A 13378-nucleotide genomic window follows, 5' to 3' on the forward strand; every position below is an offset into this window, starting at 1 on the left:
CGGCGCCCTCCCCTTCGCCCAGAGGTTTTTCCCTAGAGGAAATTGAGAAATGAACGAACTGACCAACTTCGCGAACCCGGTGGCCAAGCCGGAGACTTTCGACCAGATCCAGATCGGCATTGCGTCCCCGGACCGTATCCGTTCGTGGTCGTTTGGCGAGATCAAGAAGCCCGAGACGATCAACTATCGCACGTTCAAGCCCGAGCGTGACGGCCTGTTCTGCGCGCGCATCTTCGGTCCGATCAAGGACTATGAGTGCCTGTGCGGCAAGTACAAGCGCATGAAGTACAAGGGTATTGTCTGCGAAAAGTGCGGCGTCGAGGTCACCGTCTCGAAGGTCCGCCGCGAGCGCATGGGCCATATCGAGCTCGCCGCGCCGGTCGCGCACATCTGGTTCCTCAAGTCGCTGCCGTCGCGCATCGGCCTGCTGCTCGACATGCAGCTCAAGCAGCTCGAGCGCGTCCTCTATTTCGAGGCGTATATCGTGATCGAGCCGGGCGTGACCCCGCTCGAAAAGTATCAGCTGATGACCGAGGACGAACTCCTCGAAGCGCAGGACGAATATGGTGAGGACGCCTTCACCGCCGGCATCGGCGCCGAAGCCGTGCGCATCATGCTGCAGGACCTCGACCTCGAGGGCGAACGCACGCAGCTTCTGGAAGAGCTGGCGACGACCAAGTCGGAGCTGAAGCCCAAGAAGATCATCAAGCGCCTGAAGGTCGTCGAGAGCTTCATCGATTCGGGCAACCGCCCCGAATGGATGATTCTCGAAGTCGTGCCGGTTATCCCGCCCGAACTGCGTCCGCTGGTGCCACTCGACGGTGGCCGCTTCGCGACGTCGGACCTGAACGACCTGTACCGTCGCGTGATCAACCGCAACAACCGCCTGAAGCGGCTGATGGAACTGCGCGCGCCGGACATCATCGTCCGCAACGAAAAGCGCATGCTGCAGGAAGCCGTCGATGCGCTGTTCGACAACGGCCGCCGCGGCCGCACGATCACGGGCGCCAACAAGCGTCCGCTGAAGTCGCTATCCGACATGCTCAAGGGCAAGCAGGGCCGCTTCCGTCAGAACCTGCTCGGCAAGCGCGTCGACTATTCGGGCCGTTCGGTGATCGTGACCGGTCCGGAGCTCAAGCTGCACCAGTGCGGCCTGCCGAAGAAAATGGCGCTCGAACTGTTCAAGCCGTTCATCTACGCCCGTTTGGACGCCAAGGGTCTTTCGATGACCTTGAAGCAGGCCAAGAAGTGGGTCGAGAAGGAACGCAAGGAAGTCTGGGACATCCTGGACGAAGTGATCCGCGAGCATCCGGTTCTGCTGAACCGCGCGCCGACGCTTCACCGTCTCGGCATCCAGGCGTTCGAGCCGGTGCTGATCGAGGGCAAGGCGATCCAGCTTCACCCGCTGGTCTGCTCGGCGTTCAATGCCGACTTCGACGGCGACCAGATGGCCGTCCACGTTCCGCTGAGCCTCGAGGCGCAGCTGGAAGCGCGCGTCCTGATGATGTCGACGAACAACATCCTGTCGCCGGCGAACGGCAAGCCGATCATCGTGCCGTCGCAGGACATGGTGCTGGGCCTCTACTACCTGTCGATGATGAAGGAAGGCGAGCCCGGCGAGGGCATGCTGCTATCCGACATGACCGAGGTGCACCAGGCGCTCAACGCCGGTGCGGTGACCTTGCACACCAAGATCACCAGCCGCGTGCCGCAGACCGACGAGAATGGCGTCGAGTCGATGAAGCGGTTCGAGACCACCCCCGGCCGCATGCTGCTCGGCGAGACGCTGCCGAAGTCGCACAAGGTACCGTTTGAAACGGTCAACCGCCTGCTGACCAAGAAGGACGTCACCGACGTCATCGACGAGGTCTATCGTCACACCGGCCAGAAGGAGACCGTGCTGTTCGCCGACGCGATCATGGCGCTCGGCTTCCGTCACGCGTTCCGTGCGGGCATCTCGTTCGGCAAGGACGACATGATCATCGCGCCGGACAAGGACAAATTGGTCGACGAGACGCGCGAGCAGGTGAAGGACTTCGAGCAGCAGTATCAGGACGGCCTGATCACGCAGCAGGAGAAGTACAACAAGGTGATCGACGCATGGTCGCGTTGCGGTGACCAGGTCGCCAATTCGATGATGAACGAGATCAAGGCGGTCAAGAAGTACGAGGACGGCCCGAACAAGGGTCGCGAGAAGCCGATCAACTCGATCTACATGATGGCGCACTCGGGTGCGCGCGGTTCGCAGGCGCAGATCAAGCAGCTTGCCGGCATGCGCGGCCTGATGGCCAAGCCGTCGGGCGAGATCATCGAAACGCCGATCATCTCGAACTTCAAGGAAGGCCTGACCGTCCTCGAATACTTCAACTCGACCCACGGCGCCCGCAAGGGTCTCGCGGACACGGCGTTGAAGACGGCGAATTCGGGTTACCTGACCCGCCGCCTGGTCGACGTGTCGCAGGACTGCGTCGTGATGGAAGAGGATTGCGGCACCGAGCGGATGCTCGAAATGCGCGCGATCGTTCAGGGTGGTTCGGTCATCGCGTCGCTCGGCGAGCGCATCCTGGGCCGCACCACGGCCGAGGACGTGGTTGATCCGAAGACCGGCAAGGTTGCCATCCCGTCGGGCACGTTGCTCGACGAGCCGATGATCGCGCAGATCGAAGCGATCGGCATCCAGGGCATGAAGATCCGTTCGCCGCTGGTCTGCGAAGCCAAGATCGGCGTCTGCGGCAAGTGCTACGGACGTGACCTTGCCCGCGGTACGCCGGTGAACATCGGCGAAGCGGTCGGCGTCATCGCGGCGCAGTCGATCGGCGAGCCGGGCACGCAGCTGACGATGCGTACGTTCCACATCGGTGGTGCGGCGCAGCTCAACGAAACGTCGAACCTGGAAGCGCATGCCGATGGTACGGTCGAGTTCCGCGACCTGCGTTTGATCGTCGATCAGCGCGGCCGCCGCGTGGTTCTCTCCCGCTCGGGCGAGATCGCGATCAAGGACATGGACGGCCGTGAGCTCTCGGTCGATCGTATCCCCCTACGGCGCGTACGTGATGTTCGACGACGGTCATATCGTGACCAAGGGCGACCGCATGGCCGAATGGGATCCGTTCACTATGCCGGTGATCACGGAAACCGGCGGTACGGTGAAGTATGTCGATCTGATCGAGGGCAAGACGCTCACCGAGCAGACCGACGAAGCCACCGGCATCGCCCAGCGCGTCGTGACCGAAAACCGCACGACGGGCAGCGCCAAGTCGAAGGAAGACCTTCGTCCGCGCCTGACCCTGACCGGGTCCGACGCCGGCGAGGCCGCGCGCTACATGCTGGCGCCGGGCGCGGTGCTGTCGGTCGACGACAACGCCACGGTTCAGGCCGGTGACGTCGTTGCCCGTGTCGCTCGCGAGTCCGCCAAGACCCGCGACATCACCGGCGGTCTGCCGCGCGTCGCCGAGCTGTTCGAAGCACGCATCCCGAAGGAAGCGGCGATCATCGCCAAGGTTTCGGGCCGCGTCGTGTTCGGCAAGGATTACAAGGCCAAGCGCAAGATCGGGATCCAGCCGGACGACGGCGGCGAGGTCGTGGAATATCTGGTGCCGAAGTCGAAGGTGATCGACGTTCAGGAAGGCGACTACGTCAAGCGTGGCGACAACCTGATCGGTGGCTCGCCCGATCCGCACGACATTCTGGAGACGATGGGGATCGAGCCGCTGGCCGAATATCTCGTGTCGGAAATCCAGGAAGTCTATCGACTGCAAGGCGTGAAGATCAACGACAAGCACATCGAGGTGATCGTTCGCCAGATGCTGCAGAAGGTCGAGATCACCGACGGTGGCGACACCACGCTGCTGAAGGGCGAGCAGGTCGATCGTGCCGAAATGGACGAGACCAACGACAAGCTCGACAAGAAGCAGCGCAAGGCGGAGGGCAAACCCGTCCTGCTCGGCATCACCAAGGCGTCGCTGCAAACCCGCAGCTTCATCTCGGCGGCGTCGTTCCAGGAGACCACTCGCGTCCTCACCGAGGCAGCGGTCCAGGGCAAGCAGGACACGCTGATCGGCCTGAAGGAGAACGTGATCGTCGGTCGTCTCATCCCCGCCGGTACCGGCGCGGGCATGAACCGTCTGCGAGTCGCCGCCACCAGCCGCGACGCCGCGCTGCGCGTCCAGCAGCGTGCACTGCAGGAAGCGCTGATCGCGCCGAACTCGGCCGAGGAAGAGCGTGCGGCCGAAAAGCTGCGCGACGTGGCGGACGATACGGGCAGCGACGCGTTGGCGGCGGTGACCGTGTCGGGCACCGGCACCGATGCCGATGCGGGCGAGTATCTGAACGAAGCCGAGTGATCGGCTGAGATCGGCGACTGCTGAAAACGAGACCGCCGTCCGGGAATGTCCGGGCGGCGGTTTCTTTTTGCGCTACGACCCCCATCTAGGCCGCGCACAGCAACAACGGGGATATCAGTGGCTACCGACCTTCACACGCTCACCGCACCGACCTTTATCCGCGCACTCACTGCGCTTTCGAAGATCCTCGACAAGGGCCGCGCCTTCGCCGCCGAGAGCGGTATGCCCGAACAGGAATTGCTCGATGCGCGGCTGATCGAGGACATGGGTGATCTGGTGTCGCAGGTGCAGCGCGTCAGCGACAGCGCCAAGGGCTGCATGGTGCGGCTCGGTGAGCAGGAAAACGTCGTGATGGAGGACAACGAAGCCAGCTTCGACGACTTGCAGGCGCGCATCGCGAAGACGATCGATTTCGTGAAATCGGTGCCCGCGGAGGCGATAAACGGCCGTGAGGACGCGCCGGTCGTGCTCAAATTCCCCAATGGAGAGTTCACCTTCACCGGGCGCGATTACGTGCTCGGGTTCGTGCTGCCCAACTTCTATTTCCACGTCACCACCGCTTACGACATTCTGCGCATGAAGGGCGTCCCGATCGGCAAGCGCGACTATCTCGGCGGCATCTAGCGCGCCATTTCGACGATCCGCGTCGCGAGCCGGTCGGCTTCGGCGCGGTCGTGGGTGACCATCAGAATCGGCAGGCCGAGCTCGTCGCGTACATCGACGATCGCGCGTTCCACCTCGGCGGCGCGGGCGCGATCGAGCGAAGCGGTGGGCTCGTCGAGCAGCAGGAACTTGGGGTCGCTGAGCAACGCGCGACCGATCGCGACGCGCTTCGCTTCGCCGCCCGACAGCGTGCGCGGCCAGCGATCGAACAACTGCGCGATATCGAGCAGATGCGCGATCGCATCGACCATCGTCGCGCGGGCGTTCGCGTAGTGGAGGTTCGCGGCGACGCGCATATGCGGGAATAGCCGCGAGTCCTGGAAGACGTAGCCGGCGCGGCGGCGCTCGACCGGCACGTCCGTCGCACCGTCGAACAACGTCGTGCCGCCAACGCGGACGTGGCCGCGATCGGGCCGGATCAGCCCCGCGACCATGTTGAGCACGCTCGTCTTGCCGACACCCGATGGACCGAACAGGACGGTGATCCCCTCCCCCGCCTCCAGCCGCAGCGCGACCTCGGTCTCGCCGAGCCGCTTGGCGATATCGAGATCAAACGCCATGGATCATCGCCGTCCGCATCCGCCGCGCCAGCAACTCCGATGCGACCAAAGCCGCCAGCGCGATCAGCACCGACAGCGCCGATAGCCGCAGCGCGACGGCATCCCCGTCCGGTCGCTGGAGCGCCGCATAGATCGCCAACGGCAGCGTCTGCGTCTGCCCCGGCACGTTCGACACGAAGGTGATCGTGGCGCCGAACTCGCCCAGCGACCGCGCAAAACCGAGGACGGTCCCCGCCAGCACGCCGGGCATGCTGAGCGGCAATGTGATCGTGCGGAACACGCGCCAGCGCCCTGCCCCCAGCGTCCGCGCAGCGCCCTCCAGCCGTCGATCGACCGCCTCGATCGACAGCCGCATCGCGCGCACCATCAACGGCAACGCCATCACCCCCGCCGCGATCGCCGCGCCGGTCCATTTGAACAGGACCTCGCCGCTGAGCGCTCCAAGCGGCCCCTTGGGCGCGAAGGCGAGCAACAGGATCCATCCGGTCACGACCGGCGGCACCACGAGCGGCAAATAGACGATCGCCTCGATCAGGATCTTGCCGCGCACCTTAGCCCGCGCGAGGAACCAGGCGATCGCGAACGCCAGCGGCAGCGTTGCGAGCGTCGCGACCAGTCCGACCTTGAGCGACAACGCGACGATGCCCCACTCGGCGTGGGTCAGCGCGGCCTCCCCGGCGCCGTAAAGCCAAACCGCGCGAATATCGCTCGGCCGCGCGGCGACAGCAGGAAGCGTCGAAACCCCTCGGCTTCGGGATTGGTCGCGGTTGCCACGCGCGCGATCGGATAGACGATCGGCGGGTGGCTTGCCGCTGGGAACACGCCGGCGACCCGGACCTTGGACGACGCCCGCGCATCGGTCAGGTAGACGATCCCGAACGGCGCCGCGCCACGCTCGACCAGCGCGAGCGCCGCACGCACATTCTCCGCGCGCACGACTCGCGGTGCGACCGCATCCCATGCCCCGAGTTTGGTCAGCGCCGCCTTGCCGTATTTGCCCGCCGGCACGCTGTCGGGATCGGCCATCGCGAGCGGCCCCGCGCCGAGCAATCGCGCGAGACGGCGTCCGTCGAGCGGCACTGCGGTGTGGCGCCCTACAGGCTCGACCACCACCAGCCGGTTGCCAACCAGATCGGCCCGCGTCCCCGCGACGATCAACCGCTTCGCCGCCAAGGCGTCCATCCATTCCTCGTCCGCCGACACGAACAAATCGGCGGGGGCGCCCGCTTCGATCTGCCGCGCCAGCGCGGACGAGGCGGCGAACGAGATCACCGGCCGCGGATGCCCCGCCTTCGCCCATTGATCCGCAGCCGCGTCGAGCGATTCCTGAAGACTTGCCGCCGCCAGCACCAGTGGCGCGGTCGGCGCCGGAACTGCACCAATCGCGAGAAGGGCGAGGCCGGCGACAAAAAGACGACGCGTAAGTCTGTCGAACATGGCCTACCCCGCCTGCACGCGGCCGGTGCGTTGCAACTTGCCCCATCCGACGCTGGGTCCACGCAACGCCTGGGTGATCGCCTTCAGCACGACGTAATACATGATCTGGCGATAGCCGATGCGCTGCGGGATCAGCAGCCACAGCAAGCGCCATTTCTCGCGCCGCTCAAGCGCAAAGGCGACGATCGCGGACAGTAGATCGATCGCCGTGAAGACCAGCCAATACGCCAGCATCTTGTCGAGGCTCGTCTGCGTCTGCGCCCAACCATGCGCCTCGATCGCAAACCATGTCGTGATCATGCTGACGATCAGCGCAAGGTCGATGATCGGGCTGATCGCCGCCAGCAGCACTTGGAACACGATCGCCTGCGGCACGCCGATCCACGCGAGCCCGCGCGGGCGCCCGGTGCGCATGATCCGCCCATGCTTCCACAGACATTGCAACGTGCCGTAGGCCCAGCGGAAGCGTTGCTTGGCGAGGCCGGCGAAGCTTTCCGGGCTCTCGGTCCAGGCGACGGCGTATTGGTCGTAGGTGACGCGCCAGCCCGCGCGCTGGATCGCGATGGTCAGATCCTGATCCTCGGCCAGCGTGTCATGCGGATAGCCGCCGACCTCGCGGATCGCCGCCAGCCGCCACGCCCCGACCGCGCCCGGCACCACCATCATCGCGTTCAGGCTCGACAGCGCGCGGCGCTCGAGATTTTGAGCGGTGACATATTCGAGCGCCTGCCAGCGGGTCACGAGATTGACGCGATTACCGACCTTGGCATTGCCCGCGACCGCGCCGAGCTTCGGATCGACGAACCAACGCGCGAGCCGGGCGATCGTGGTCGGTTCGAACTGCGTATCGGCGTCGAGCGCGATGACGATCTCCCCCTGCGCCAGTTCGAGCCCGCGGTTGAGCGCGCGCGCCTTGCCGCCGTTTTCCAGCGTGAGCAGGCGCACGCGCGGATCGTCGCCGAATGTCGCCGCGACGATCGCGCTCGTGCGGTCCTTCGACCCGTCGTCGATCACGATCACTTCGATCCGTACATCGGTTGAGGCGAGCACGGTCCGGATCGAGCGTTCGATCACGGCCTCTTCGTTGAACGCGGGTATTATCACTGTGACGAAGCGGTCGGCGTCGATCGCGGGGAACACCGTCCGCCCCTCGCGACGTGCCTGGAACAAAGCCAGCGCCGACAGCACGACAGCGCGCAGGATGCCGATCGAAATCGCGAACACGAACAGCCAGCTCAGCGCCGTGACGATCGCACCGAGCGTGCCGAACAGGAAGAGATCGACCTGCGCTGCGCTGCGGTCGCTCGCCGAAATCGGCGGCATCGCCACGTCGCGCGAAATGCCGGCGAGCCGCGAGACGGGGACGAAGGTGAAGCCCCTATCGCGCAACGTCTTGATGATGATCGGCAGCGCGGCAACGGTCTGCGAGCGGTCGCCGCCGGCGTCGTGAAGCAGGACGATATTGTGGCTGCACTCGTCGTCGCTACCGGTCGCGCAGCCCGTATCGCCCTTCAGCACGCCATTGACGACGTTATCGACGATCGCCTGGACGCCCGGCCGCTGCCAATCCTCGGCATCGACGTGCAGCCCGACCGAGATATAGCCGCGATTCTGCGCTTGCAGTGCCGGACCGATTTCGTCGGCGGTGGTCGGCTCGGCGTCGCCGAAATAGGGTGCGCGGAACAACTTGAGCGAGCGGCCGGTGAACGCCTGGAATAGCCGCTGCGTCGCGTTGAGTTGGACGTCGGTTTCGGTGTCGGACGCGCCCGCGAGATTGGGGTGCGTATAGGTGTGGCTGCCCACCTCATGCCCCTCATCGACGATCCGCTTGAGCAATGCACGCTCGGTCAGCGCATTCTCGCCGACGATGAAGAAGGTCGCCGGTACGCCTTCGCGCTTGAGCACATCGAGGATTTGCGGTGTCCATTGCGGGTCGGGCCCGTCGTCGAAGGTCAGCGCCACTTCGCGGTCGCGATAGCCGGTGCGCTGCACCATATATTGGCTCGGCAGCGCCAGGAACTGCGCGTCGGCGACGTCGCCGTTCGGCAAGGTGATGACCTTGCGTTTCCCAGCGCTCGGTACCGCGCCGATCTTCAGGATCTCGCCCTTGCCTTCGATATCGACATCGGTGCCGGGCGGGATGTCGCTGATCGCCGATGCTGGGGGCAACGTGGGATGCGATCGCCCGAACAGCGACCATAGACCGGGATCTTCGGCACCCAACCGCCACAACGCGACACCGCCGATGCCCGCGCGGCGCAGAAACGCGATCTCGTTATAGGCCGACGCCGCATCGAGCAGCCAGACGACATGCTTGCCGGTGTCGTCATCCTCATAGGCGAAACCCGAATTGCCGCTGGCACGGTCGAACACCGGAACCGCGCCCGAATCGCGTGCGGCTTGCCACGCTTCCTCGACCGTCATCGGGTCGCCGCCCGTGCCGTACCAGTCGTACCCGTAATTGCCGATCGCAACGACCAGTTTGGAGGCCGGAATACCGCGTGCCGCGTCGGCCACGGTCTTCGCGAACCACGCTTGCGAGGCGATCGGACCGGGCGGTCCGGATAGTTCGTGTTCGTCGTAACTCATCAGGAACACGCGATCGACGATTTTTGCATAGGCCGGCAGGTCCCACGACCGGTCGCCGACCGGTGCCGCCATCGCGATCACCCAGCCATGCTTGTCGAACCGCGTGTTCACCTCGTTCAGGAAGGCGCGGTAGTCGGCCTGCGCGCTCGGCGGCAGTTCCTCGAAGTCGAAGAACGCCCCGCCCGCGCGGTTCGCCGCCAGCCAGGGTTCGATCTTGTCGAGCAGCGCCGCGCGCTGCTTCGGATCGTGGAGCAACGCCGCCATCCCGGCGCCGTCCCATTTCCCCTCGATCGCGTTCTGGATCATCGGCAGGATCAGCGGCCGTCGGGTCGCCGCGTTCAGCACCGCGCGACCGGCAGGGTCGGGAAACGTCGTGATCCGATGGTTCGGCCCGGTGATCGACACCCAGCCGGGGATCACCCAGTCGAGCTCGTCGATATGCCGGCGCAGCGACTCCGCCGATTGCGCGTCCCACGGCACGTGAAACGCGATCGCCAGCGGCACATTGCCCGCGTCCTTCGCGACCTTGGCGCGCGTCTCGCCGGTCAGCCGGCGCGTATACCAGTCGATCGTCCGCTTGGTGCGCTTGAGCACAGTATCGCGGGGCGGCTCGAGTTTGTGACCCGGCCGCTCCGAGTTGAACGGCAGCAACGGTTGCGCCGGTACAACGCCGATCGACACGACGAAGACGATCGCGGCGATGAGCAACAACGCGACGAACGACGCGACGCCGAGCGCGAAGCGGCGGCGCCGGCGTCCGGAGGGGTCGTAGAAGACGGGGGCGCCGGGGGACGACATCGCCGGTTGTCGTGGCACCGCGCGCGACGACCTTCAAGCACTATGGATCGGATACGACAACGCGGCGGGCTCATCGAACCCGCCGCGTCCTTGCGTCACTCGCCTGTGAGGGCGAAGATCGGCTTAGCGATAGCGCCAGCCATTATTGTAGCGATAGCGGTGCTGATAGTAGCGCCGGCCATCCCAATAGCCGCGGCCGCCGTAATAATTGCCGATCACCAGACGCACGCCGGGCTCACGGACGACGACGGGGGCCCCGCCGCGGTTGGGGACGCAGCGGCCGTAATAGCCGCGATGGAAACCCGGGCCGCAGCCCTGACGCGCTTCGGCGGGAATGGCGGCAAAGGCAGCGACGGCGGTGCCGGCAGCCAAAGCGGCGGTCATAAACTTGTTCATGGCAGACCTCTCGATACTGGTTACTCTGGGTCGTCCGAACGGACCGGCAAGAAACGCAAGCAATCCTGTCCTGTTCCGTCGTCCATGGGGTAAACGTTCGAGCGCGCCTTATCCTTCGCGGTCAGATGCGGGTCGCCAACCAGATGACGTGGCGTGGCCCCTTGCCATTGCTGCGCGCACGGACGACCACCTCGTCGACCGCGAAGCCGGCGTCCTTCAACCGGCGCGCGAAACGCGGATCGGGCGCCGCCGACCAGATCGCCAGCACGCCGCCGGGCTTGAGTGCGGCGCGCGCCGCGTCGAGACCCCGGCCGGAATAGAGCCGACCATTGCTGGCGCGCGTCAGCCCGTCCGGACCATTATCGACGTCCAGCAGGATCGCATCGTAGTCGCCATGCGCGTCATCGATCAGCGCAGCCACGTCGTCGCGCACGACCGTCACGCGCGGATCATCGAGACACCCGGCCGCGAGCTCGGTCATCGGCCCGCGCGCCCAGTCGATGATCTCCGGCACCAGTTCGGCTACCGTCACCTGCGCCTTGTCGCCCACGACCGCCAGCGCTGCGCGCAACGTAAAGCCCATGCCGTATCCGCCGATCAGCCAGTGCGACGCCGCGCGCCCGGTCAGCCGCTCCGCGGTCATCGTCGCGAGCGCTTCTTCCGATCCGCTCATCCGGCTGTTCATCAATTCGTTGCGGTCGAGCACGATCATGAAATCGCCGCCGCGCCGGAACAGCCGCAGTTCGTCGTTGGTGCCGGGAATCTTGGCGACGTCGAGGAGTTCCCGGGGCGTCAGCCGTCGTCACCCATCCGGAGCGCCGCGATGAACGCTTCCTGCGGAATGCTGACCGAGCCGTACTCGCGCATCTTCGCCTTGCCCTTCTTCTGTTTGTCCAGCAGCTTGCGCTTGCGGGTGGCGTCGCCGCCATAGCATTTCGCGGTCACGTCCTTGCGCATCGCGCTGATCGTCTCGCGCGCGATCACCTTGCCGCCGATCGCCGCCTGGATCGGGATCTTGAACAAGTGGCGCGGGATCAGCTCCTTCAGCCGCTCGACCATGCCGCGCCCGCGCACCTCGGCGGTCGCGCGGTGAACGATCATGCTCAGCGCATCGACCGGCTCTTCGTTGACCAGGATGCCCATTTTGACGAGATCGCCCTCGCGATAGCCGATCTGGTGATAGTCGAAGCTGGCATAGCCCTTCGACAGCGACTTCAGCCGATCGTAGAAATCGAACACCACTTCGTTGAGCGGCAGTTCGTACGTCGCCTGCGCGCGGCCGCCGACATAGGTCAGGTTCTTTTGGATGCCGCGTCGGTCCTGGCACAGCTTGAGGATGCTGCCGAGATATTCGTCGGGCGTGTACATCGTCGCCTCGATCCACGGTTCGGCGATGCTTTCGATCTTGTTCGCCTCGGGCATGTCGGCCGGGTTGTGCAACTCGATATGCCCGCCGCCATGCGTCAGCTCGATCTGATAGACGACGCTCGGCGCGGTGGTGATCAGGTCGAGGTCGTATTCGCGGGTCAGCCGCTCCTGGATGATCTCGAGGTGCAGCAGTCCCAGGAACCCGCACCGGAACCCGAACCCCAGCGCGGCCGAGGTTTCCATCTCGAACGAGAAGCTCGCGTCGTTGAGCCGCAGTTTGGAAATACTCTCACGAAGCTTCTCGAAGTCGTTGGCATCGACCGGAAACAGCCCGCAGAACACGACCGGCTGGACTTCCTTGAACCCCGGCAGCGCCTCGGCCGCGGGCCGCTTGGTGTCGGTCAGCGTGTCGCCGACGCGGGCCTGCGCCACGTCCTTGATCTGCGCGGTGATAAAGCCGATCTCACCGGGCGCGAGTTCAGTGAGCTGCTCGATTTTCGGCCGGAAACAGCCGACGCGATCGACGAGATGCTGCGTCCCGGCCTGCATGAAGCTGACCTGCTGACCCTTCTTCAGCATGCCGTCGATCACGCGGACCAGGATGACGACGCCGAGATACGGGTCGTACCAGCTATCGACCAGCATCGCCTTGAGCGGCGCGGTCGCGTCGCCCTTCGGTGCTGGGATCCGTTCGACCACGGCGTCGAGGATTTCCTCGATCCCGATCCCCGACTTGGCGCTCGCAAGGATCGCATGCGACGCGTCGAGCCCGATCACTTCCTCGATTTCGTGCCGCACCTTTTCGGGCTCGGCCGCGGGCAGGTCGATCTTGTTGATGACCGGCACGATCTCATGGTCATGCTCGATCGACTGATAAACGTTGGCGAGCGTCTGCGCCTCGACGCCTTGCGCTGCGTCCACCACCAGCAGTGCGCCCTCGCACGCCGCGAGACTGCGCGACACCTCGTACGCGAAATCGACGTGCCCTGGCGTGTCCATCAGGTTGAGCTCGTAGCCCTTCCATTCCAGGCGCACGGTCTGCGCCTTGATGGTGATGCCGCGCTCCTTCTCGATATCCATATTGTCGAGCACCTGGGCCGACATCTCACGGTCGGAGAGGCCGCCGGTGCGCTGGATCAAGCGATCGGCCAGCGTCGACTTGCCGTGGTCGATGTGCGCGATGATCGAGAAATTGCGGATTTTGTCGAGCGGGGTGGTCATTGT

Annotated in this window: 8 protein-coding genes and 1 pseudogene; 2 read left to right on the forward strand and 7 right to left on the reverse strand. The window is 65.2% G+C overall.

The genetic code is table 11. The features are described from left to right. The first annotated feature begins 49 nt into the window (after positions 1-49). Together rpoC and FPZ24_RS11480 are read left to right on the forward strand one after the other, a co-directional pair. A pseudogene (gene rpoC / locus FPZ24_RS11475) lies at positions 50-4343 on the forward strand (DNA-directed RNA polymerase subunit beta'). A 117-nt stretch (positions 4344-4460) separates the two neighbouring features. After that, a complete protein-coding gene (locus FPZ24_RS11480) occupies positions 4461-4967 on the forward strand; it encodes a DUF1993 domain-containing protein (RefSeq protein WP_146572111.1) in 507 nt (168 codons plus the stop codon). On the opposite strand, the gene FPZ24_RS11485 is transcribed toward FPZ24_RS11480, so the two are convergent. The 7 genes from FPZ24_RS11485 to lepA all read right to left on the reverse strand — a co-directional run bounded on the left by FPZ24_RS11485 (position 4964) and on the right by lepA (position 13375). Further along, a complete protein-coding gene (locus FPZ24_RS11485) occupies positions 4964-5566 on the reverse strand; it encodes an ATP-binding cassette domain-containing protein (RefSeq protein WP_146572112.1) in 603 nt (200 codons plus the stop codon). The two genes, FPZ24_RS11480 and FPZ24_RS11485, sit on opposite strands and share 4 nt — an antisense overlap. After that, on the reverse strand, positions 5556-6230 hold the full coding sequence (gene modB, locus FPZ24_RS11490) for a molybdate ABC transporter permease subunit (protein ID WP_146574442.1): 675 nt from the start codon (positions 6228-6230) through the stop codon (positions 5556-5558). Before modB ends, FPZ24_RS11485 begins: the two co-directional genes overlap by 11 nt. Beyond that, positions 6227-7003, reverse strand: coding sequence for a molybdate ABC transporter substrate-binding protein (gene modA, locus FPZ24_RS11495; RefSeq protein ID WP_146572113.1), 777 nt, complete (start codon positions 7001-7003; stop codon positions 6227-6229). The genes modB and modA overlap by 4 nt, the downstream gene beginning before the upstream one ends. Before the next feature lie 3 nt (positions 7004-7006). Then, positions 7007-10390, reverse strand: a complete 3384-nt coding sequence (locus FPZ24_RS11500) for a polysaccharide deacetylase family protein (RefSeq protein WP_146572114.1) — start codon at positions 10388-10390, stop codon at positions 7007-7009. 123 nt (positions 10391-10513) lie between these two features. After that, the gene (locus FPZ24_RS11505; protein ID WP_146572115.1) at positions 10514-10786 is read right to left on the reverse strand and encodes a GCG_CRPN prefix-to-repeats domain-containing protein; all 273 of its coding nucleotides are present in this window, start codon (positions 10784-10786) and stop codon (positions 10514-10516) included. Between the two features lie 121 nt (positions 10787-10907). Continuing rightward, positions 10908-11582: a spermine/spermidine synthase domain-containing protein gene (locus tag FPZ24_RS11510; protein ID WP_146572116.1), complete on the reverse strand. Its 675-nt coding sequence runs from the start codon at positions 11580-11582 to the stop codon at positions 10908-10910. Then, the gene (gene lepA, locus FPZ24_RS11515; protein WP_146572118.1) at positions 11579-13375 is read right to left on the reverse strand and encodes a translation elongation factor 4; all 1797 of its coding nucleotides are present in this window, start codon (positions 13373-13375) and stop codon (positions 11579-11581) included. The genes FPZ24_RS11510 and lepA overlap by 4 nt, the downstream gene beginning before the upstream one ends. Positions 13376-13378 lie beyond the last annotated feature (3 nt).

This window comes from Sphingomonas panacisoli, from assembly GCF_007859635.1.
GTDB lineage: Bacteria > Pseudomonadota > Alphaproteobacteria > Sphingomonadales > Sphingomonadaceae > Sphingomonas > Sphingomonas panacisoli.